The sequence below is a fragment of the Limnobacter alexandrii genome, from assembly GCF_005871185.1.
Lineage (GTDB): Bacteria > Pseudomonadota > Gammaproteobacteria > Burkholderiales > Burkholderiaceae_B > Limnobacter > Limnobacter alexandrii.
Genome location: NZ_SWKN01000011.1, coordinates 1 through 21,141 on the forward strand (window position 1 = coordinate 1; position 21,141 = coordinate 21,141).

Below are 21,141 nucleotides of genomic sequence, written 5' to 3' on the forward strand. Positions count from 1 at the left end.
TATCCCGATGCTGCCAGCGCGACGTAATGCCACGGCGGAATGCTATCCCGATGCTGCCAGCGCGACGTAATGCCACGGCGGAACGCTATACCGATGGTGACAGGCGCGACGCAATGCCACGGCGGAACGCTATACCGATGGTGACAGGCGCGACGCAATGCCACGGCGGAACGCTATCCCGATGGTGACAGGCGCGACGCAATGCCACGGCGGAACGCTATCCCGATGGTGACAGGCGCGACGCAATGCCACGGCGGAACGCTATCCCGATGCTGCCAGCGCGACGTAATGCCACGGCGGAATGCTATACCGATGGGCCGCTGAATCAGGGTTCTTGGAAAATCTGAAAACTGATATCTCACGGAAACCAATCCAATGTCTGGAGATCACGCAATACAGCAGGCTTTAGTAAATCCATTTTCATGGAAAAAAACGATGGAAATGATGTGGATCCTTGATCAAAACTTAATTTCGACACAAAGTTAGTACAGGATCACTTGGTTCCACACCGTTGGCAACAGCCATTTCACGATAGGAATCGAAAAGCTCGGCTCCATCGGCGTTGAGAACATCAAGGTATCGACCTTTCGCCTTGCCCAGTCTAACCGCTAGATTGTGGTCAGCCCCGCGCAACAGAAACCCAGCACATGTGGAGGGTTTCTTGTGGCCTGACTCGTGACAACCAAAGGTTCGATCGGCCATGTCGTAGGCTGTGTGAGCCGAGATTCGGAAGGCTTGGGCAGGGAATGTGCCGACTTGGCTTGTTCGCCATGGGCAACTCTTGCACGGAGACTTTCTGTACTCGTGGCCACCGCCAGCGACACTCACAACCTGATGATGATGATCTGCTGGAGTGATTTTCTCAATTCGTGATTGTCGGGATTTTTTGATCTCAGCCATGAGTTTTCACATTTTGATCGTTAAATTCGCCGGCAACACAAGGAGGAGAGCATTACAGCCCTCCTCTCGTCGGTTAAAGCTAGTTCAGATTACGCTTTACAGAAGCTGATCTGAGCCTTTTTTGTATGACAACTTCTCAATCGAACAGTCAAGCTCGGTTAAATCGGTTCTAACCCGCTTAAATGAGGGTTCAAAGAGCGATCCGCCGTTGGGGTAGGCATACAGGTACTTCACGTCAATCAACGTCTCTGGAGCCGGAATAGAGGCGTTAACCGGAATTGTGACGTTTCCAACGGCGACCCAGTTTGTGCCATCCAAAACACCCATCTGTACGCTGCGCTTGGTGGGGTGAACACTAAGCACCTTCACGGTTGCGTCTTTCCAAAACTTCAGCTTGAAGTGAGTGTTGTGAGACAGACCCGGCTCGATAATGGAGTCCCATTTTTTCAACACCAGCCCTTCTTCAGAATCGAATTCCGCTATCGCCTTCACTTGTTCAAAGAGCAGACCGTCCTGCACGTATTCGACCTTGAAAAACTTCTCAAAACCGTAGAACTCGATTTCATGTTGCAAGGTGGTCATCAGCATGGCTCGGAGGTGAAAACTTGCCTTGGACTCTCGCAAATCCTCGCCCTTGTATTTAAGTAAGTCGAAAATTACCAAAGTCTCGCCCATGTCTTCGCAGTCCCATGCGAATGATTCACCGCCGCTTTTCTGGGCAAACTCAACAAGTGCATCAGCAAGGTGTTGACGCACTTGCACCTTCTCGCCCTTGCGATTGCCAAACAAGGCTGCACCATTGTCGTAGGATGCGAATCGACGCTCACCGTCGTACTTCAACTGGATGCCGTATTCCATGGTCTTGCAGAGTTCTTCGGCCTGTGCTTCATCAATGGGAATCAACAGCTGGGGATCAAAGTCGATCTTCTCTGGCTTGGACGCAATGATGCTCTGCACATCGGCGTTCACGGCCTCACCGGCTGGGTAATAATCATCGCGCAGCTTTTCACGAAGGGTTTTGTCATAAACCTTCTGGGCGATCTCCAGAGATGTTGGAGAGGCTGTTTTCAAGCCACGGGTAAGGGTCGAACCGCGCTTGCCGTTGGCGTAACGAACCAGATAGCCGTCGGTGTTTTTTTCAAGAGCCAGATGATATTCCTTGTTGGAACTTCCCTTGGTGCAATACAGAACAGTCGATGACAGGATGTCGGCCTGAGAGGCAGTACTCATAATGATCTCCGATGAAAGTGAGGGGTGAACACTCACTATGCAACAAGATCGGTTTTGCGCAAGTTTTGCCAAGCCACCACCAAGCCAAGTCCTGAAAACGAGAAACGTCGTTCCTTGCGCCGAGGTGTGCGTTCTACTCTCCTAGATTGACGTTTCCCATTTTTTAATCATTTCCTGAAGTGCGTGATTGGCCATCAGGGTGCTGGCGGCAAGTATGTATTGCGTGAGCGTTTCACCTTGGTAGACTTGTGCAGCCACATCGCCATCGGTAATATTCAGTGAGTTCTGAATAACCCCCGCCATTTCATCAGAGGATCGCGCAATGTACCGGGCAATCGCCTCGTTTGCAGCAACGATGTCAGAACGCTGTGAGTCGGTTAAGCCGTAGTACTCCGGATCAACTCGACCAAAGCCGTTTTCGCTGAGCGATAGATCGTGGATCTGAATGTCGTCGAAGATCAAACAAATCTGTGCAATCTCTTGGTTTTCCAGCTCGCACCCAGCGATCAATTCAGCCTGTACAGGCGCAACGCAAATTTCTCGTGATGTCATAAAACCTCCCACATTTGGTATTGCTCATCAGCCTGGCACATGTAGTTGAATCGTCAAGAAATGAGGGAGGGTGTGAGAACAAGAAGTTGCCAAACCGCGAGTTTCTATTATTCTTTTGTGTGAATACCAGTTATTAAATGGAACAACTGAATAAATGGTGATATGAAAAAGAAAGAGGAGAAACTGCTGGAGAAGGTGGCCAAGTTCCATGGTGTCCAATCAAAGTGGTGGGAAATCAAAACCTGGCACAACGCCAAGGGTCGCAAGTGGAAGGTGGGCGACGGGCCTCGGTTTCAATCTGGCGTAGAAAGGATGTTCGGGCTTAACTACCTGAACCCGTGGAATCCACTTGAAGATTCAGCACTGGCCTTGGAATTGGCAGCCCAATATGAAGTGCTTACCAAACACCACGGCAAGTTTCTCGAAAACATCGGAAAACCGGATGTGGCAAAACTTAGCAAGGAACAAGCTCTCAGGTACGCAATTGTTCTGACACTGGGCGAATTAGCAGAATTGGCAGACCAAAGCGAAGATCATCAAGAAGGCGACGCAGCATAAGTAAGGCGCGCACCCCCTCCTCGTTCAATCAAGATTACTTGTCTACTTTCTTCATTTAATCCATCTGCGATTAAGCAATTGCCGGGGAATCGCTGAAATGGGCGAAAAACGGCATATTGAAGAAAAAACAGCTCCCGAGCTGCGTGAGCGTTTGCATAGCACTGAACTGTTGGTTCAACTTATACATATTGGCCATTCGCACAGTTTCGAAAATTGTAGTGCGCTGGCCAAGCCAACCAACCGGCAAATCTTCAGTTTTTTGAAACGCCAGGGGATGGTGTCGCTCGATGGTTGCAGGAATCGGAGAATAGACAATGACTGTACCCATGTGCAATTCGTTTAAGGCAGTTATCAACAAATCGAGCAATGCTGCAGCTTGGTCCTCATACGATCTTGTGACAGCGAAATCAGTGATGATTGAGAACTGGTTTGCATTATCTGGAATATTGTCTCCGTTGGGACCAAAGAGGCGTACTAATTCTTGAGGAAGTAGCGGATGGAGTGATTCAGAGTCCAGACATTCAAGCTTCTCCTGAAATGAATATTTGCGGTTTTTGAGTTCTAAAAATCGGTTGGTATATGCAAATGCAAGAACCCCGGATTGTTTGCTTACAATCTGATACAAAGTATTCTCTTCATCAAGCGGTACCTCGAATATCCTAATGTCACCTATCGCGTAACAGTACTTGCTACTGGAAAAACAGACCGGATCCAGTCGATCATCCAGGCTTGAGTTCAAAGGGAGGCTTAGCTTTATGAGGCGCAATAAATTAACAGGACTTTCAAACAGGGGCTGACCCAATAAGAAATTCATGTATTCCATATGGGTGGCTGAGAAAAACTGAATATTGTTCATTTCTTATTTTTGATCTGGTGAGGCGTTAGTTCATTCTAGCCCCCTGATTTCGTAAGCCCGTTTGTCGAAAAGGTCAAAAAAGTTGACTTTGGGTTTGATGGGCGGAGCACAAAGAAGAAAAGCACCCACTGGGAAGGTCCAGAAGGTGCTTGAGATTTGCTGAATTCCGATAAAAGCAGCTGATGATTCAGCCGCAGATTCGTCACGAGTTATAGGTAATCGGTGTCGTGATCAGCCAATGAGCCTGGCGGAAATGAAAACACTGGCTTTCCATACAGTGACTCCATTTCGGAAGGATCAATGCCATAGGTGCCTGACACCTGTGCGTCGGCCCGGGGCGCAGCATTATCCCGGTCAGAAATGATCGTGCCATGGCCTTTGGAGATTAGGCTGCCCGCAGCCCAGTGGCCAGTGAGTTTTAAGTTACTGTGAACCTTCAAACCCGAATACACCGGCAACACAGAACCATTGACCTTCACTGAATATTTCACACCCTCGGTCTGAACCACTCGAAGCGCGAAATTCTTGGGTAATGCGATCCCAAGCATGTTGGCCTGGCGGCGAATGTCCAGGTGAATTAGGCGCTCGACCCACTGCAACTCGGTGAACATTTGACGATTCAAAATATTGACGGGCAAAACCAGTGTGTCAATAACGTACTCACAGAGATATTCAGACTTGAATTGTGCATCAACGGACTCAGTTGTTCGCCTGAACTTGTTGGAGTCAAATATCTGGTTGACCATTTCACACAGCATGTGGGTGTATTGAACAGCCAAGCGTATTGCGGCTGGCCCAACAAATCGAATTCCCACGCTTTTTCGGGTGTGAAAAAAGCGAATCATCGCCATTGAGTCGTCATTGGCACGCTGTCCGTCGTTATACAACTGAGTGGTTTCAATCGCCCAATTAGGCTCATATTCACGAATTCGAAGGTCTGCGTGGGCAAGTACTGGCCCAACTTTGTTCGTGGATGTAGAGATGGGATGTCCCTGTGAGTTGCATGCGAACAACTCAGATGGAAGTGAATCCAGTCCAGACTTTATCAACTCATGATTTTTGGCACTGAGTTTTCTGCGGAATGCCGGCGCTGACAAATGACGACGCAGTGTCCACTGCAGGGTCACAATTTTGGCGGTTTGCTTTTCTACGCTGTTGTTGGTGTGAAGAGTCAGCACGATAAATCCCAAGTCGTTTAATTACCGCCATTTAAACAAACATTCGTTTCTTGGCAAGTTATAGACGCAAGACAGACATACTCGTTCGACTATCACACAGCGCAAAGATGCCTAAATGTAGGAAGAAATATGACATTGCCCATTTTATGACAACACGTCTTCATGCTGGTAGATTCGGACAGATTTGTACCCTGGCTGGGACATGGCCAACACCTGGCTGAAATGTACCAGGACTCCAGCAGGGTGATGGTTTCTTGCGTCTTGAACAAATTCATTGATCTGTTCCATCTTCGGGATTGGGTGAAACGCCAGTTCAATCGGATCACTTAAGGCGGCTTCGCCCGAGGCACATCGCCCAACAAGCTCGACATACTCAAGGTCCATTTCACCAAAGGCTTTCAAAATGAATTCATCCATCGTCGCCAAATTCTCAACAATTTCTATGACACGCCCATGGCGAACTCTGGCCAGATGTTGAACACTACCGGTGTAAGCCGTTGTAATTGAGGTTCGACTGTGGCCAAGCCTTTCACTCAGTTCGCGACGTGCCTCCAGTTGAGATTTGGTCGGAATCAGTAACCCGCCCCTCACCGGGGACTGAACGCCGGTGAGCATTTCAAAGGTGTCGTTGGCATATTGATGTCGCAATCCGTGGGCAGTCACCCCCAAACCCTCTTTGTTAATTCCAAGTTTTCTCAATACACGGTAAACACGGTCGCGGTTTTGCTGCAGGTTGCGCCGCGGGTTGCCCAGAGTGCCGTCTTTTCTTTTCACCTGTTGCTTGAGCCTTTCAATTACTTCCCTTTGTTTGTCCGTCTCGATCGGCACAAGCCGGGGCCTTCTCCCCTTGGTGCCGTCGATCACGTAGAGCTGCCCGCCCTGGGTGCTCGATTCCGTGAGTTTTTGCTGAGTCGCTTCAGTCAAACGCAGACCGAAGGCTCCAGCCAATTCAACAATATTGGCCACAAAATGATCCTCGGCCGCAATCTTGGGAAGTAACTCTTCCAGCTTTATGTTTTTCGCCGACCATGATTTGTCCTCAAGGGCGGTTTTGGAAACCACGACCTTTGTCGGATCACTCACCAGCTGTGCCGATTTGGGAACCAGGTGCCCTTTGCCGATAGCTCGCATCGCCACCCGTAAAAATGACAAGTAATTTTGAAGCGTCGCCGCCGATAAATCATCATTCTCCCAATGTTCTACCAAGGCATGAATGTGCTTAGCTTTGAACTGCTCTGGGCTGGATACCGCAAAGCCCTTTGAGCGCAATATCTCAACAGCGTGCACAAGGCAGTCAAAACGGCATTCAATTGTTCGAAATGAAGCGCGCTCGGATTTCAACTTCCCCGAGTGGTTCACCCGAGAAGTTCTGCTTTTGTTCATCAAATGCTCATTTACGAATTCTCGCGTAGCATTTCGCCATTCAGTAGTGTCAGTTTTCATAATCTTTCCGGTCTAGTACGTGAGTAACGAAGCCCTGAACATGCAGGTACCGAACCATGCACATCCCCCACCCCTTTCGAGAATGGGCACCACAGCGCGCAATGCCTGATGGTGAGTTTGTCTCTTTTGCGGTCATCACGGACAGCCACAAGGGTAAGAGACACCCCTAATACACGCATTAGGTAAAGTAACCGCTCAGGTCTACTCGACTACCTGCAAGGTGTCCCGCCTACGAAAGGCAGCATCCACCGTGCCGCGAAGAACATTGCTCTTCACAAAGGTACCTAATACAACAATTCCATTAGTTGCTCAGAAATGAACAACTCGACTTCTTACCCTCAGTCCAAATAAGCACTCGACACGGAACACACAAGCCGGTGCAGTTGGGATAAGACCAGGCGCACCAAGAACAGCACAACAGTGGTTTGCTCAAAGGCAAATACCGTTAACGCTGAACAGCGACGTGGACTCGAATCTAGAGCCTGTGGAAAGACTGGGTAAAAAAGAAAGATCGCAAAATTAAATCTGCTTGAAGCCGTATAGGCCAGGATGCGTCTCGCACGATGGGAGACAAACTTTCTACTTGTGTAGAGGGATCAAATTAACTGAAAAGATCAGCTCAAGAAGCGCGAACACCGAAGGCTCGCAAACTGGTGCATCAGAGATGCTTTGGTTGAAACCCCACATGTGGTTTAAAGCCGCGTTGTAGGGGACGCTGCGACAAGCGCATTAGTAAATGAAATGTAGCTGAAGAGAAGTTTCGACGCAACAGTTATTTTAGCGCGAAGTAGTGTTTATATTATTTTTCACAATTGCTTAATTTCCATCTCAGCGTTACTCCGCAAGGAAAGGTCGCCTTACTCTATGTGGCTCACAATTGGTTTTTGTAATTCTCAAGTGTAGGAAATTCGCAAATACTTCTCTGATCGAGGGAGTCTTGTGTTGATGAAAACTACTAGGGTTTGAGAAGTGGACTCTTTGAAAGCGTTCGAATTGCTGGGCTGATCGTTGGGCGTTTATTGCCAGGCCCATAAAAAATGACGATTGGTCCCTTAAATTCTCGGTCAAACTGGCACGAATTCTGGGTATTTTTTGAAAGAAATGGGATAGCGGGTTTGGCAATCAATCCAAACACGGTAACTTTTACCGAAATTCCCGGTGTCTTTGACCTGCAATCGATATGCAATTCCACGGTGTTAAAAAAAGTTGGTAAAAATGTCATTGTTTTCACCGAGATTCTTGCGATCACTACTGAAACGCCCGATTTTAGCCAGTTTGAATCGATGGGTATTTTTTCTACTCAGGGACAATAGAGCCATTGGTTAACTAACAAGGGCAATGTATGGGCAAGATTATTCAATCAATTGATGTGGGTTCAGGGTTTACAAAGTATGTGACCAAGCAAATTGGGAGGGAAATTTCGTGCGCCCTATTCCCTTCTGTTGCAAAGGCTGCCGTTGGCGGGCTCAAATCGTTTCAAAAAACAGGGATCGGAGCAAAGCAAACAACCATTTGCGTTGAGGTCAAAGGAAATAAGTACGAGGTCGGACCCGATGTGGACGTGGTTGGCGCATCCAGGCAGCTTGATGACAATTATTCTGCCAGCGCAGCGCACGAAGCGCTTCTTTTGGGAGCTCTATCATTTGTTGGAAAGACCAATATAGACCTGCTGATGCTTGGATTACCTGTTCACACCTTCGAACAGAATCGGGAAAAACTGATTGAAAAGTTCACAGGAGAGCTCTTTACTTGGGATCAAAGAACAGGTGAGCGAGTGGTTACCAAAGTTAACAGGGTCGAGGTAGTACCTCAACCTCTTGGTGCTTTGTACAACTACGGAATATTTCGTGGCGAGATGGACCGGGTCAAGCGAGGGAACAACTTGATCATTGATCCAGGTATGAATACCTTGGACTGGTGGGTTTCAGAAGGTCTTAAACCGAAGATTTCACGATGCGATTCTGGTGGTGGAATTGGGATGTGGTCTGTGCTGCAACTTCTCGCTGACAAAATTTCGGAGGATCATTTTGATGGACGGCCACTGGATCCGAACGTCCGAATCGATCATGCACTAAGGACCGATTGGTTGGTCACTCTTTACCAAAAAGACATCGACTTAAAAAACTACAAGTCGCTCATTCAATCCAAAATTGATCAGAACATCAATGAGATGTTCAATAGCATCAAAACGATTGCTGACATCGACAACATCCTGGTGGCCGGCGGTGCTGGGCTGCTGTTCGGTGACGTGATCAAACAACGACTTCCTGATAACAAAGTCACTATCCTTCCCGATTCGATTTATTCGAATGTGAAGGGGTTTCAGGGGTGCGGCATGGCCATCATGGGCGAGCTTTGATTGAGGTGATCCAATTGAACACAAGGACAAGAAACCGTGGCTCCGTGCCGGGACCAGATCAAGACTATCGCGAGATCAGAGTCAAGATCAGGGCTGGCCATCCCCTATTCTCCGAAATTGCGGCATTGAAACACGCCGACGCAGCAGACCTTTTATCGACTCTGATCCTGGAAGGCCTCACGTGGCAAAGGCGTGTGGGCCCGGTGCTTGAGATGTTGAGTAAAGGGGTTCAGCCCGCTTTACCGATGTCGCAGTTCGGTAGTCAACAAAGTGGTGGTCAGGAAGTTTCAACAGCACCTTCTGAGACAATCAGGCTGGGTATCAGTGGAGAGGACGTTCTTGAATCGTTCGGTATTAGTCGATAGATTTCTGGCGACAGTGATCTTAAGTTTGATGCCGATTGCCGGTGGCGCGGTTTCGACAGAGGTCCCGAGAACGCCCGATTTTGCGCACTGCTACTCAAGTGCCGCTCAATATCATGGGGTCAATGAGGTTGTTCTCCGCGCGATCGCAATAAGAGAATCCACTGAGAATCCGAGCGCCGTGAATATTAATTCGAATGGATCAAAAGATGTGGGAGTGATGCAAATAAACTCCATCAACTTGGAGGAATTGGGAATTTATGGCATCAGTGAGAAACATCTTTGGGATGCTTGCAATAATATTTACGTGGGGGCATGGATACTCCGAAAACACATTGATCACTCCGGAAACACATGGAAAGCAGTGGGGCGTTACAAAAGCAAAACACCCTCGATCAGAGACGAGTACGCCAAAGAGATAGAGTCCATAGTCAATGTTCTTATCGTTACGAAATAATCGAAAAGTTGCGCAAATTCGGAAGTATGGGAAGCTAGAGTTGTAATTAATCAATGAGGGAAGTGAAAATGAACAGTAAATTGAAATTGATTTCAGCCAGTTTAGTGATAGTGGGCGCAACAGTTGCAGTCTCTGGCTGCGGTGGTGGTGGTGGTGGAGGTGGAGCCACGGCAGGGGATGGGAGCGGTGCAGGAAATGGCGGAAATTCGGGAGGATCTGTAGATTTATCAAGCTATCGCTTAGATGCCAACGCTAATTTGTTTTTGAATCGCAATAATGCAGACGAAGTTGCTGCGATTGTTTTAAAAGAGTTGATGATTCAAGGGCAAGGCGTAAGCGGGAAAGGTCTGGGAACACCTTTCGACTTGGGTGAGTTACAGGGTGACACAGAAACTTTTGGAATTACCCATTACCTGGTGAGAGCACTAGAATTTAGCAGCGCGAATTTCCCTAATACTGCACAGAACTCTCCATTCTGCGAACTGGGCGGCCCGTCGCAGCTGAGTGTTGTGGTTACCGACGAAAACCAGAGCAGCAGCTTTAACAATGGAGACAGTGTGAATGCGCTGTCATGTTCGGCAGGCGGTTTGGCGTTTTTTGGAGGATACGGGATTGCAAATTTGCAAATAACAGGGGTAGCTGGTGCAAATTCCGATTATTCATTGAGCGGAAATTTCTTTGCGTCTGGAGTAGAAACTCAGGGGTCTGATTTTTTGATCAGCAACAATGAGTCTGGATCAATAACCATAGTGGGTGAGTCGAGTAATAGAAAAATTGTGACCTTCACTGGGGCGTATGACACAGACTATGCGACTGGTACCACCGGGAATTTCAATAGGGTAGCTGGTAGTAGTCACCAGAGTCGAAGCCTGACGGTGAACTACACGCCAATGGGAAGTTATTCGATTTCGGGAAGCTATAATCTGATTGGTAATTTCGATGCCATGTTCAATGAGACAAACAGCTCATTTAGGTTTGGTGTTGAAAGTTTGACCATTAGTGGTTCATCGATCGACGGTCAGATTCTCGATGGAGTTTTCGTTGTAACTGGTGCTGGCGATACTCAAATAGAATTCGAAGTTCGGAATGACGGTACGTTGGTCTTCGCGGTCGATGAAAATGGAGACGGGACCAATGACTTCAGTAGTGGTGCGCTTGTGACCTCGGAAATATTGAATTCTTTTAGATTCTGAAAAAGCAGGAACCACGATTTTTATGTAAAAAAGCCGCTCGTAGCGGCTTTTTTTTTACCTGTAGCTTTCGGCTAAAAAAAACGCCTACTAATAGGCGTTTAAAGTATTTGAGGATTTAGGTTTTAAGGAAAGCTTTTAAACAGCAGATCACTTGCTGATAATGAAATCAATCGTGTTTACATCTGCAACGCTTGTACAACGACCAGCTGTACCAGGTGTTCCCATTTTCGCAATATCAAGACGTCCCTGAGCATTCTTCATCGTGTCGGTCGCAGCTGGTGCGACAGCGGTGCCTACAGTGGCCTGGTTCAGAACACGAAGATCCCGGAATGAGCCTGATAAAGCGGTAGAGATTTCCGCACATTCTAGATTGGGAACGTCCGCATAACGAATAGTTGCTTGGTTTGCAGTAGCGGTCACAGTAATTGCTCCGCCCCAGCGATTTCGGAGAGCCGTAGGGGACTCAATGTATTCTTTCGGGTATACGTTGAACTTTATACCGTCTGTAACGATTGCATTGGCCGTGACAGGATATGCAGGTTGGCTAGAGTAGAGTCTCTGAATGTTCGCAGAAATCTTTGGCAGCAGCTTCACCTCTGAGTCTGCTCGACCGGACGCTCTTAACTCAGGAACGACTTGAAGTGCCAGGACGATAATGCCAATCGAGATAGCGGCAGCAATAGCCAACTCGACAAGGCCAATACCGCGTTGACGCGAAGGGTTGTTTCTCAAATGGATTCTTGGTGCTGAAAGAGTGTTCATAAAAGTCCTCTGTTAAGTGTAGTTGGTGTGTTTGTGGTGGTGAGAAAGTATTCTTCTGATAAGTAAAAGTGATTTCTTCCTCCTCAGTAAGAAAATTGCCCAGATTTTGATTGAACCTGCGTCTTCGCTTCATAGGCAATTGAAAGGACGGAAAGAATTGAGAAAACCAGATAAGATCCGACGATTAATAGGAGAATGTTATTGAGCAACTTGGCAGACTTTACAACTCTGAGTGCAGTTGTTTCGATTGCAACTACACCAATCTTTTTAAGTGCGTCTCCGAAGCTATTTCGACGACCATAGTCTTCGATCATGTACCGTAGAGCTTGGGGGAAAAGGCCGACTTCAAAAGCCTTTGCTGGCTTTGTTGGATTCAAAGGATAGCGCCTTAACATCGTAGTGATTTGCCACTGCATATACTTATTGGATTGACTGTGAATCATTTTTAAGGCTTCATCGAATGAAACGCCCGATCCTATAAGGCTGGAGAAAGAAACAAGAAATAATGAAGCTTGATAGTCTCGATATATTGAGTATGGTGGATACCTATCCAAAACCTCACGAGCTTTTCCTGTAAGTCGGTTCAAGGAAAATGCAAAAAGAATTGGTACGGAAATCATGATGGAGATTATCCATGGCCAGTTTTCTTTGAAAGCCATTGATATCAGGTAGAAGTATTTGCCACCAGTTGGAAAGCTGTTTATATCGGGTATTACCTGAATTAAAATCGGCGCGAGCATGGTCGAGAATAGGTACATCATGCCGAAAAGTACTAATAGGAAAAACAAGGGGAAAATGCATGCGGAGCGAATTGCTGCAGTCATAACTTTCATCTGACGAATGGATTTGGCTAAAAATCTCAAACCTTCTGGAAGAGTTGAGGATCGTTCAGATGCGGAGATGATCATTAAATCGCTTTGGGGGACAGTTCCCTTGATTGCAACATTGAATTTGCCTTGAGACATGTTTGAATGCCAATGGGAGAACACCTTGGCCAAGGGATTCTTGGTTGCTGCGTAGCGCTGGCGCTGGATTTCGATTTCAGTATCAATTTCAGCTTTGTCGTCTAATGCATCTGCCAAATACTCATAGAAATTTTCCCGGGTAGAGGAAAATTTTTTAGCAGCCAAGCGAAGTGATAAAGGAAGTTTTGACATTGTTTCTCCAATTACATCTAAATGTTAAGTGTTAAGTGGGAAACGGGTGTAGGCTGAAACGCCCTAAAAAAGGCCGTTTCAGTGATGAAGATTAGACCTTTGGGACATAGTTTTGGTCGAATGTGTCAAATGGCCTTTTGACAAGCAAATAAAGTTCGAGAGGATCAACCTTCTCAAGAACGTCTGGGTCAATAATTCCTTGAGATGCTTTATAAAGACCGTGCTCATAATAGGTTTTCCCGGTGGTGTCTGGGTCATCAAACTTTGTGGTTCTTGTACCTCGCCATTGAATCTCGGCCGCAGTATCTTTGCCTTCAGCGACCATGGCAAGAATTTCCAATGAAGGAATCATGACTTCTGCAGCGACTGTCTGCCCCTTGATGCCGGTTGATTTGCAGTGTGAGCATCCAGAGGGGTTTTGAGCAAACATAGTCGAAGTGTCGAGGCCAAATCTATGACGCAAGACTTCACGCTGCACTGCTCTGGATGCAACATTGTCAAGCGGGATCTTGCAATGACTGCATAGCTTCGGGAAAAGCATTTGATAGACCGATGCGTTAACAAATGTCTTGCCTGAAAGAGTGATTCGGTCAATGCCGATGTCAGGAAGTGAAAGGCGCTTAAACACTTCAAAGGCACTGTTTGCATGAACGGTTGCGAAGACCTGGTGGCCAGTAAGAACCATGGACTTTGCGAGTGAACCAGACTCGCTGTCTCGGATTTCGCCGATGAAGACACGGTCTGGGTCCGAACGAACGATCTGGCGTTTATAAGACACAAAGGGGTCTTCCCCGCCCTGCTGGCTGATAGAACGCTGAACAGACATTTGAGAGGTATGCGGAATTTGATACTCAACAGGGTCTTCTACGGAGATAGTCTTGGTGTAAAGCAGCTGTGGGTGCCATGCGATCAAAGTTCGAATCGTTGTGGATTTTCCAGAGCCGGTTCCACCACTGAGAAGAATTGCGCCGAATATTTTATGACTGGCCATTTTCAATTGTCTGGACTGCAATTCTGAATAACCCAGGTCTGGTAATCGAGGGATTTCAGTGATGGTTTGTGCAGAGTCTTTCAGGACGCGCAGGACGAAGTCGGTGCCGCCCAATACGGGGGAACTGGCGTAACGAAGTTTTATTGAATAAAGATCAGTCTTGTATTGAATCATGCAAGACTGCATGTTCAGCTCGTTATAAACAGGATCAGATCTTGAATTAACAACAGCCATTTTGGTGTAGATGTGACCCATTACATTATTCATGACCGAAGATGTGAGTTCATCAACTTTTACAAGTATCGAATCGATCCTCATACGAACGGTAGCTGTTTCACCGCGGAGTTCAATATGAATATCGCTTGCTCCACGGTCCACTGCCATTCGTATCATAGAAACTGCGCGACCATGTTCGGCTGAAGACTCATCAAGTGTTTGGGTTTGTGAAGCAATTTCAGTGGTTCTGTGTCTTGAATAAAGTCGGTCGATAACACCAGTTGTCGCCAGGATGGTGGTTTTAATAGAATAATTTTTTGTTCGAGCACGTTCTATTAATGAGTGGTAAGCATTCTTTTCTATGAATTCGGTGGTGAGAACAAGAACAAGAGGTACTTTGCAATCAGAACGAGGTTCTTGGTCGGTAAGTGAGAGCACGGCAACTTGCGGGCTAATAGACTCTGCAACTTCCAACGGACCACCTTTGAGAGAAATTAGCGCGTGGTAGTTAGGAATGCTGTCAAGAGAATCAATAAAATCGAACTCTAGTCGTTTTGTTTGATATGCAGCTAAGGTAGAAGAACCTTCAAGATGATTTTTTTCCAGGGCATCAAAGGAAATCTTGTTTTTTAAACCGTTCTTTGCGCTTGCGGTGGACGAGGATTTAGCACCACGTTTGCCGGTAAACAATGATTTCAGCTTCTTGAGTATATCGTTTGGCTTTACAGAAGAATTGGTCGTGAAATTGTCCACTTGTTCAGAGTGGTTATCGTCAAGATCGTTGTTTTCGTCATATGAGTTTTGTGACTCAACAGGGCGTAGGTCGGCAAGAAACCTTACCCTGTTTCCATGATCTGTGAACTGATGGTTCGATGTGGCCCGATTCTTCATTGGCGACCCTAAATTAAAAAGAAGGTGATGGCAGAGGAATGGGTGTGGAAGGCGAGTTAAATTGACCTGCACCAGTTGTCAACGGTTCAAGTTTTGACTCTCGGACAGCGCTTAGATAAATAGTATGTTTTGAAGCTAGCTTGTTAGAGGAAGTTGACAGAACAACGTAGTCTGATGTTATCTCTGTGACTCTCCATCCACCAAAATTACGTCTTCCAGTCATCGATAAGGTCGCTGTAGCACCAGCTCGTGAAACAACTTCAGCGCGAAGATCACCATCGACTCCTTGTACTCCTATCAATGAAATTTCATCAAGAGGAATTTTTCCATCGCGACGTTGTAGATCAGCGGCGGAGAGCGGGGCTGGTTGAGGAGCTGTAAATGTAATCTCTCCTGCTTTCTTTGCACGCTCCTGTTCCGCAAGATCCAAAACAGATTGCGAAGCTGCTGACGTTGCAACAAAGAATGAGAAAATCAAAAAAGCTGGTTTAATTTTGAACATAGTATTTTCCCTGTGCATTAAAGGTTACGGAATCTTCACCAACCGATAAAGTTAAGGTTTCGAGTGAAACATTGGGTGGTAGATTGTTCAAACCGTCGATTGTCCAAAAAGGACCGCTGAACGTGATGGTTCCTGCGTCGATGATATTTTGGATTTGGGTCGAATCAATTTCGGGTGGTACACCAAATGCCTCTGCTGCGCCAATAGTGAAACTGAACCCTAAATTGGTAAGTTTTTGGAAAAGAGAACCTTGATCAATAAGGAAATCCCGCATTTTTGGAAGATCCGTTAATACGACGTTTCCAGCTTCGGTTGCGATAGATATGGTGTTTGTAACTTTCGAACCGGACAAATCATAGTTAATAGATTCGAACGAAGTTGGAACTTCCTGATTGAATTCCTTCATCGTTCCGCTATCTACTGTCCATGTCACCAAGCAGGACGAAGTTGAGCACTCAACAGTAGATGTTTTGTAACCAGCCAATTCTTTGGGAAGATTGGCCATGGCTTTTTGCACAGCAGGAACGACTGCGGTAAAAGGAATCCCTGTTTGAGTTTTAAGTTGCTCCAGGTTCGCTGCGTAGGCCTCATTGGGATCAAGCTGCTGTTGAGGTGCACGCTGAAGTGCTTCTCTTTGCAACTGCTTTTGGTAGGTGTCGTATCCGTACCAACTTGCGAAAGACAAGAATCCGACAGCCAATACGGCTGATGCAATTTTGACTGGATCTTGCTTGGAATATGGGGCTAAAAGATTTGACTTAGATGACTCGGCAGCCTCAAGTAATGCATCAAGTGGTAGCTGAGTATCGACAGTTAGAATGGTTGAACTACCGATGATCCGGACTTTTGTTTTTGCTGCGACCGAGAAATCAGCTGCAAAAGTTTTAACCTCATCGCCACTATCAACGACTTTATCAAATCCAGGCAAAGGGGAGCCAGATTTAATGCCAATGAGGAAGTGTTTGTCGGTAGGCTCATAGTAGTAAACAAACAGCACAGCTTCTGGTAGATCTTCAATGTTGGACAAGGCTGCGGCGGCTGAATAAGCTTTGCCTTTCAAGCCAGCCTTGTCTTCGCTTCTCAGGAATCCACAACTTATGGTGGATTCGTCATTTTTCGAAACCTTCACAAAATGAGAGGCTTTCAGCTCGGCGGCATGGGTAGGAACCTCAGTTTTGAGGTTCATTACTTCCCGCCACTGAAGACCAAAAACGAGGGACTTCCGCTCGCGCACTTCAAGCACAAAAGCTGACATAAAAACCCCTTAAATTCCTTCGCGGATGATGGGTGACACGAGAATGACCAGAATCTCGCGGTCATTTCGTCCGGAGCGCGATCCTCCCAATCCAGGTTCGCCATTGCGATCCAGTGTGCGTTGGTCGTACTGACCAAAGTAACGATCATATCCGGACAGAATTAAAGTCTCACCGGGTTTGATGGCAACCCTTTGGAGGAATTGAGTACCGCTAACTTCAGGTGTTTGAATGGCTTGCTGTGTTACACCTGAACCCACTGAGAATGTGCCAAGACGTTGCAATTCAGAAATATCCAAGGAGAACTGCAGGAGAATTGAATTTGAGTCCAAGACGGTCGGCAAGAAATTGAGCAAAAATCCAGTTGTGACGATGCCAGGCTTAAGACCGGGTACAGCGTTGCCGCCGGCAATACCGCCTTGTGCTGGAGTAGTCTCAGCGAGGTAGGCAACCTGATTTGTAATTGCAACTGGGACTGGCTGACGGTTCAGTGTAGTAGCAGATGAGGTCGTCACAACATTGGTCCTACCGACAGATGCAAGCGCATTGAAAATGGCCGATGATCCGCTGTACTGACCAAGACCTTCGCCGATTGGAGCAAGGATGTTAAAGCCAATACCACCGGCCTGCGCACTGGTTAACGAAGTCGGGGATCCCAAAGTGAATGAAAAACGCTGTGCACCGTTGTTGATTTGACGATAAATAAAATCCCAATCCAGGCCGAATTCATCAGCATCACGAAGTCGAACGGACAGGATCTCAACCTTGAGGGATACCATGCGCGTGAGAATATTGTTTTCACGATCGATGTACTCCGAAACGGATTCAACAACTTGCTTCGTATCGGTAACTGTGATCGTGCCGGTGGCCTGAGACACGGAGAGCTTGCCGCTGGTTGAGAGCATTGATCGAACCGAATTCTCAACAGATTGCCATACTGAAAACTGAGATTCCATCGTTACTTTGGAGCTTGATGCAAAGCCAGACTCGCCACCGTCTTTACCCAGGGACGAAGCAAACTCGGTTGCACCGGGATTGGCTTTGAGCACAAAGGTTCTAGTCAACAACCGGTACAGTTCAATTTGACCATTTTTGTACTCCCAAGAAATGCCAAGGCGGGAAGAAAGTCGATCAAGCAGACCGGAGAGTGAACCGTCGTAGTTCAACTCAAAAGTTTCTGCGTAGGTGGCGTCTGAGAGTGTTTGACTCGTTTGTGATTGGGCAGGTGAGTTCGGACCGATTGTTGGAACAGGGCCGAGAGGTGCACCAGGGGCAGGGTTAATAGGTGTGACCACGGAGTCATTTGATGAAGCTGGCGCACTGGAACCGGCAACGATCAATGAAGTTGCCTTCAAGTAAACATCCGGCTTGATCTTGACAGGGATTCCAGTGACTTTTGTGATCCTCTCGGCAACAGTTGAAACATTGGTCGCACCGGGATAAATGGCCGTAATATTCCGCTCAAAAATTGGCGGGAGATTCAGGTCAGAATTTACAGGAATCGACTTGCGAGGCACATACAATCCCTTCACCGATTCGACCAACGGCCTTTCCTGTTTCACCTTTGGGACGATGGATTCAGTGGCTTGGGTTCCCCGTGTCAAAGATTTATCAGATTCATCGTAAACGATGTCTTTGATAGCGGGGTTACCGGCACAACCTGCAACCACGAACGAGGAAATCAGGAGTAAAGAAAGCTTTTTTTGGTTAAAGGTCATGATTGTCCTCGTGATTAATTTAGCGTTTCACGCTGGTTGTGCTTGATCACCACTACGCCGACGTCGTCCATGAATACTGCGCGAAGGGGATAGTCGGAGTTTTGTGTGGCTTCCATCGCCTTGAGGGCAGCTTCTTTAATGCTAAGAGCGTTGAAAGAGCCCGGCGGAAGTGGGTGGTCACGTTCTGCTTCCCATTCAAGAACCCAACCCTCCTCTTTTGCCCAGCGATTCAGGGCACCTCGCAGTGATCGATCGCCCTGCGAGAATGCATAGCTTTTCATTGGGGCGGAGTAGGACTTAGGCTGCGCATCTTTGGCAGATTCACTGGAGGAAATTGTGGGCGTTGAAACAGCAGAAGCCTTGTTTGCGTGATTGGTTGGCGACAGATCAGAAACAGAGGTTAGATTTGACGATTGTTTTGCAAAGATCGGCGATGAAACAACTCGTGTGGAGGTGATGACCGCCCGGGCGCTGGTCGATGCGAAGCCAAAAGGCGTTGATTGAACCTTCAGTGTGTCAGGAGAAATTCCTTTTGACACAAGATAGGATTTGACGGCGAACGCTCGTTTGAACCCGGTGTCCTGGTTCTCACCGTCAATATCGTTTGCATCAATTTTGATGATCGTAGCGTTTTTGTTGTTCTTGGCGAATTTCGACAGTTGGATCTTATCTCTGGAGGAGAGATTTGAAGAATTTCTCAAGAAGGGAATTTCGATCGTGTCGGAGTCCAAATTGACATTGACCATTTCGTCGCCTGCCAAGGCGGGTGCCGCGGTGTAACGTACCTTGGTGGCTTCTGCCACAATCGGGGCGGCGTAGGCGCGATTCGAATCCAGTGAGCTATTTTTGAAAATGGTTGTGCGACCTGGCCCAGAGTAGTGAACATTTGAAATCGTGTTTGTGCCGTGCTGAATGGTCAAATGACCATAAATCCCGTCGATTTTGATGTAATTTCCTTCTACAACACCGTGAAGAAGGCGTTTGCCAGCGGTGCCGGTCGCAAAAATAGCAGGCTGCAATGCGCCGACAGGCATTTGGATGTAGGTGAACTGGCCGTCGTCAAATACCTGTAATGGGGTGATCGACGGTGCACCGTTTGCTACATAGCGAAAATCGTAATCGTTGGACTGTGCCGAAACATGGGTCACCAGAAGCGACATTGATACGGCCAGAATAAGATTCTTGAACGTGTTTTTGTTCATTGTTTACCTCTAGCGAGTAGAACTTGTAAGAAAAGGTGGAAGATCCATATCCTGATTCACATCGATATTGATTCGGATTGCTGGGTCGGTCGTAATTGTGGCTGGGATGACCCGATACCTTTCGAGCGAGACTCTGGAGACATCCGTGAGCACTTGGCCAGCGGCTGAGCCTGTGCTGGTGGTGCCTTGAACTCCGACTGTAGTTGTGCGATCGGGATCGGCAGCATCAGCAATCACAGCGAGTAAAAGACCGGTGGAGAGCATCTTCAAAAAGTGTGTGTTAACTTCGCCTGAAATGCCGGCTGTCCCCATTTGATCCAAGGCCTGTGAACCAGGAAGGTCTACAGATGATCCATTAGGGAAGATGATCCGTGAAAATGCGCCAAGAACTTTTGATTGGCCAATCCGAATGTCATTGGAATAGGCACCAACGACCATTGCACCTTTTGGAATTAACTTGATGCCATTTCCAAGACAGTCATAAACGTCACTGACAACGCGCGCTCTGATTGGCCCAACCAAGTCGGAGAAGATTGGATTCAGAATAACCGCAGGAATAATGGATCCTTGGCAGAGCAAAAATTCGCCAGTTCTGGGCCGGACTTTCAACGCACTTTTTGAAGCACCAAGCGCAGATGTTGATTGTAAGAAATTGGAGTCTTGAGCACGTGGAGATTGCGTCGAAGGTTGTGCTTGACCACCGCTGGAAATCAAAGACGCTAGGCGATCTAGCTGTCCACCGTCTTGCCGTTGGGCAAGGGCAAGATTCGCGTTTTGTTCGGCTCGCATTTGCTCGTCTTGTGCCCTAAGCATCTCAATTCTGGACTGTATTGCGCGGTCTGGTGATTGTGATTCAGTGCCAGAAAGTGATGCGATAGCAGAATCGCCAGAAAGGGCAATCATTGACGCGTTTGCCGCTTCAGATGCTTGCCGAGCGCGACGAAATTCGTCCTCATTGGTGGTTGAAAGACCAGGAATTGGCATTGGAGTAGCAGACACAGGCCTGCCTGAAGCGCCGGGAATTGGGTTCACTGGAATGGGATCTGGGGCAGCTTCCTTTTCGGCTGCGGCTTTTTGTTCAGTCGCTATTTTTGTGACGTCTTGTGCGTTCGGTTTGACGTCTATGGCAATACCCGGCTGCTGAGCAGGAGTTGGAGCCTCTTCTTTTTGCGTTTGAGCTGTTGTTCCAAAAATGCTGTCAAAAAAGAGCACGACAACTACAACAACAACGAAGATCAAAATAAAAATCTTGTGTAGATTTCTTTTGATGGAGGGTTCGCGATCAGGTGTTGAAACCTGTTCAGGCGGAATGTAACGACCCGAGGAATCGCTTGGGTCTTCTGTTCTCTCGATGCTCATAG

Annotated in this window: 19 protein-coding genes; 5 read left to right on the forward strand and 14 right to left on the reverse strand. The window is 47.3% G+C overall.

Annotated features, from left to right (window positions below):
* Nucleotides 1-465: 465 nt before the first annotated feature.
* From FCS97_RS16725 to FCS97_RS14460, 3 genes are all read right to left on the reverse strand, one after another.
* Nucleotides 466-900 (reverse strand): DUF6283 family protein, encoded by a 435-nt coding sequence (locus FCS97_RS16725; RefSeq protein ID WP_138519147.1) that lies wholly within the window; start codon nucleotides 898-900, stop codon nucleotides 466-468.
* 96 nt (nucleotides 901-996) lie between these two features.
* Complete coding sequence (locus FCS97_RS14455; RefSeq protein WP_138519148.1) at nucleotides 997-2,130, reverse strand: hypothetical protein; 1,134 nt, start codon at nucleotides 2,128-2,130, stop codon at nucleotides 997-999.
* Between the two features lie 141 nt (nucleotides 2,131-2,271).
* Entirely contained in the window at nucleotides 2,272-2,682 is a 411-nt protein-coding gene (locus FCS97_RS14460) for a hypothetical protein (protein ID WP_138519149.1), read from the reverse strand.
* Between the two features lie 162 nt (nucleotides 2,683-2,844).
* Between FCS97_RS14460 and FCS97_RS14465 the strand changes: the two genes are divergently transcribed.
* Nucleotides 2,845-3,240 (forward strand): hypothetical protein, encoded by a 396-nt coding sequence (locus tag FCS97_RS14465; protein ID WP_138519150.1) that lies wholly within the window; start codon nucleotides 2,845-2,847, stop codon nucleotides 3,238-3,240.
* A gap of 70 nt (nucleotides 3,241-3,310) precedes the next feature.
* On the opposite strand, the gene FCS97_RS14470 is transcribed toward FCS97_RS14465, so the two are convergent.
* The 3 genes from FCS97_RS14470 to FCS97_RS14480 form a co-directional block, all read right to left on the reverse strand.
* On the reverse strand, nucleotides 3,311-4,096 hold the full coding sequence (locus FCS97_RS14470) for a hypothetical protein (RefSeq protein WP_138519151.1): 786 nt from the start codon (nucleotides 4,094-4,096) through the stop codon (nucleotides 3,311-3,313).
* Between the two features lie 209 nt (nucleotides 4,097-4,305).
* A complete protein-coding gene (locus FCS97_RS14475) occupies nucleotides 4,306-5,274 on the reverse strand; it encodes a hypothetical protein (protein ID WP_138519152.1) in 969 nt (322 codons plus the stop codon).
* 144 nt (nucleotides 5,275-5,418) lie between these two features.
* Nucleotides 5,419-6,657 carry a site-specific integrase gene (locus tag FCS97_RS14480; protein WP_212746498.1) on the reverse strand — a complete coding sequence of 413 codons (1,239 nt, stop codon included), beginning with the start codon at nucleotides 6,655-6,657 and terminating at the stop codon, nucleotides 5,419-5,421.
* A 1,097-nt stretch (nucleotides 6,658-7,754) separates the two neighbouring features.
* Between FCS97_RS14480 and FCS97_RS14485 the strand changes: the two genes are divergently transcribed.
* The 4 genes from FCS97_RS14485 (at nucleotide 7,755) to FCS97_RS14500 (ending at nucleotide 11,088) form a co-directional block, all read left to right on the forward strand.
* The gene (locus tag FCS97_RS14485; protein ID WP_138519154.1) at nucleotides 7,755-8,030 is read left to right on the forward strand and encodes a hypothetical protein; all 276 of its coding nucleotides are present in this window, start codon (nucleotides 7,755-7,757) and stop codon (nucleotides 8,028-8,030) included.
* A gap of 29 nt (nucleotides 8,031-8,059) precedes the next feature.
* Nucleotides 8,060-9,076 carry a PRTRC system protein D gene (locus tag FCS97_RS14490; RefSeq protein ID WP_138519155.1) on the forward strand — a complete coding sequence of 339 codons (1,017 nt, stop codon included), beginning with the start codon at nucleotides 8,060-8,062 and terminating at the stop codon, nucleotides 9,074-9,076.
* Between the two features lie 339 nt (nucleotides 9,077-9,415).
* Nucleotides 9,416-9,895: a lytic transglycosylase domain-containing protein gene (locus tag FCS97_RS14495; RefSeq protein WP_171035329.1), complete on the forward strand. Its 480-nt coding sequence runs from the start codon at nucleotides 9,416-9,418 to the stop codon at nucleotides 9,893-9,895.
* Between the two features lie 68 nt (nucleotides 9,896-9,963).
* Nucleotides 9,964-11,088 carry a hypothetical protein gene (locus FCS97_RS14500; protein ID WP_138519156.1) on the forward strand — a complete coding sequence of 375 codons (1,125 nt, stop codon included), beginning with the start codon at nucleotides 9,964-9,966 and terminating at the stop codon, nucleotides 11,086-11,088.
* A 147-nt stretch (nucleotides 11,089-11,235) separates the two neighbouring features.
* On the opposite strand, the gene FCS97_RS14505 is transcribed toward FCS97_RS14500, so the two are convergent.
* The 8 genes from FCS97_RS14505 to FCS97_RS14540 form a co-directional block, all read right to left on the reverse strand.
* Nucleotides 11,236-11,850, reverse strand: coding sequence for a type 4 pilus major pilin (locus tag FCS97_RS14505; RefSeq protein WP_138519157.1), 615 nt, complete (start codon nucleotides 11,848-11,850; stop codon nucleotides 11,236-11,238).
* An 83-nt stretch (nucleotides 11,851-11,933) separates the two neighbouring features.
* Nucleotides 11,934-13,007, reverse strand: a complete 1,074-nt coding sequence (locus tag FCS97_RS14510; protein ID WP_138519158.1) for a type II secretion system F family protein — start codon at nucleotides 13,005-13,007, stop codon at nucleotides 11,934-11,936.
* Between the two features lie 91 nt (nucleotides 13,008-13,098).
* Nucleotides 13,099-15,105 (reverse strand): GspE/PulE family protein, encoded by a 2,007-nt coding sequence (locus tag FCS97_RS14515; RefSeq protein WP_138519159.1) that lies wholly within the window; start codon nucleotides 15,103-15,105, stop codon nucleotides 13,099-13,101.
* Nucleotides 15,106-15,118: 13 nt separating this feature from the next.
* Nucleotides 15,119-15,607: a hypothetical protein gene (locus FCS97_RS14520; RefSeq protein ID WP_138519160.1), complete on the reverse strand. Its 489-nt coding sequence runs from the start codon at nucleotides 15,605-15,607 to the stop codon at nucleotides 15,119-15,121.
* Nucleotides 15,594-16,862 (reverse strand): type 4b pilus protein PilO2, encoded by a 1,269-nt coding sequence (gene pilO2 / locus FCS97_RS14525; RefSeq protein ID WP_138519161.1) that lies wholly within the window; start codon nucleotides 16,860-16,862, stop codon nucleotides 15,594-15,596. The genes FCS97_RS14520 and pilO2 overlap by 14 nt, the downstream gene beginning before the upstream one ends.
* Nucleotides 16,863-16,871: 9 nt before the next feature.
* Complete coding sequence (gene pilN / locus FCS97_RS14530; protein WP_138519162.1) at nucleotides 16,872-18,578, reverse strand: PilN family type IVB pilus formation outer membrane protein; 1,707 nt, start codon at nucleotides 18,576-18,578, stop codon at nucleotides 16,872-16,874.
* Nucleotides 18,579-18,592: 14 nt separating this feature from the next.
* On the reverse strand, nucleotides 18,593-19,780 hold the full coding sequence (locus FCS97_RS14535; RefSeq protein ID WP_138519163.1) for a TrbG/VirB9 family P-type conjugative transfer protein: 1,188 nt from the start codon (nucleotides 19,778-19,780) through the stop codon (nucleotides 18,593-18,595).
* A 9-nt stretch (nucleotides 19,781-19,789) separates the two neighbouring features.
* Nucleotides 19,790-21,139, reverse strand: a complete 1,350-nt coding sequence (locus FCS97_RS14540) for a TraB/TrbI/VirB10 family type IV secretion system protein (RefSeq protein WP_138519164.1) — start codon at nucleotides 21,137-21,139, stop codon at nucleotides 19,790-19,792.
* Nucleotides 21,140-21,141: the final 2 nt, after the last annotated feature.

Coding starts and splice junctions, on each gene's coding strand:
- FCS97_RS16725 (WP_138519147.1), bottom strand. CDS start 900: ATGGCTGAGATCAAAAAATCCCGACAATCACGAATTGAGAAAATCACT.
- FCS97_RS14455 (WP_138519148.1), bottom strand. CDS start 2,130: ATGAGTACTGCCTCTCAGGCCGACATCCTGTCATCGACTGTTCTGTAT.
- FCS97_RS14460 (WP_138519149.1), bottom strand. CDS start 2,682: ATGACATCACGAGAAATTTGCGTTGCGCCTGTACAGGCTGAATTGATC.
- FCS97_RS14465 (WP_138519150.1), top strand. CDS start 2,845: ATGAAAAAGAAAGAGGAGAAACTGCTGGAGAAGGTGGCCAAGTTCCAT.
- FCS97_RS14470 (WP_138519151.1), bottom strand. CDS start 4,096: ATGAACAATATTCAGTTTTTCTCAGCCACCCATATGGAATACATGAAT.
- FCS97_RS14480 (WP_212746498.1), bottom strand. CDS start 6,657: ATGAACAAAAGCAGAACTTCTCGGGTGAACCACTCGGGGAAGTTGAAA.
- FCS97_RS14485 (WP_138519154.1), top strand. CDS start 7,755: ATGACGATTGGTCCCTTAAATTCTCGGTCAAACTGGCACGAATTCTGG.
- FCS97_RS14490 (WP_138519155.1), top strand. CDS start 8,060: ATGGGCAAGATTATTCAATCAATTGATGTGGGTTCAGGGTTTACAAAG.
- FCS97_RS14500 (WP_138519156.1), top strand. CDS start 9,964: ATGAACAGTAAATTGAAATTGATTTCAGCCAGTTTAGTGATAGTGGGC.
- FCS97_RS14505 (WP_138519157.1), bottom strand. CDS start 11,850: ATGAACACTCTTTCAGCACCAAGAATCCATTTGAGAAACAACCCTTCG.
- FCS97_RS14510 (WP_138519158.1), bottom strand. CDS start 13,007: ATGTCAAAACTTCCTTTATCACTTCGCTTGGCTGCTAAAAAATTTTCC.
- FCS97_RS14515 (WP_138519159.1), bottom strand. CDS start 15,105: ATGAAGAATCGGGCCACATCGAACCATCAGTTCACAGATCATGGAAAC.
- FCS97_RS14520 (WP_138519160.1), bottom strand. CDS start 15,607: ATGTTCAAAATTAAACCAGCTTTTTTGATTTTCTCATTCTTTGTTGCA.
- pilO2 (WP_138519161.1), bottom strand. CDS start 16,862: ATGTCAGCTTTTGTGCTTGAAGTGCGCGAGCGGAAGTCCCTCGTTTTT.
- pilN (WP_138519162.1), bottom strand. CDS start 18,578: ATGACCTTTAACCAAAAAAAGCTTTCTTTACTCCTGATTTCCTCGTTC.
- FCS97_RS14535 (WP_138519163.1), bottom strand. CDS start 19,780: ATGAACAAAAACACGTTCAAGAATCTTATTCTGGCCGTATCAATGTCG.
- FCS97_RS14540 (WP_138519164.1), bottom strand. CDS start 21,139: ATGAGCATCGAGAGAACAGAAGACCCAAGCGATTCCTCGGGTCGTTAC.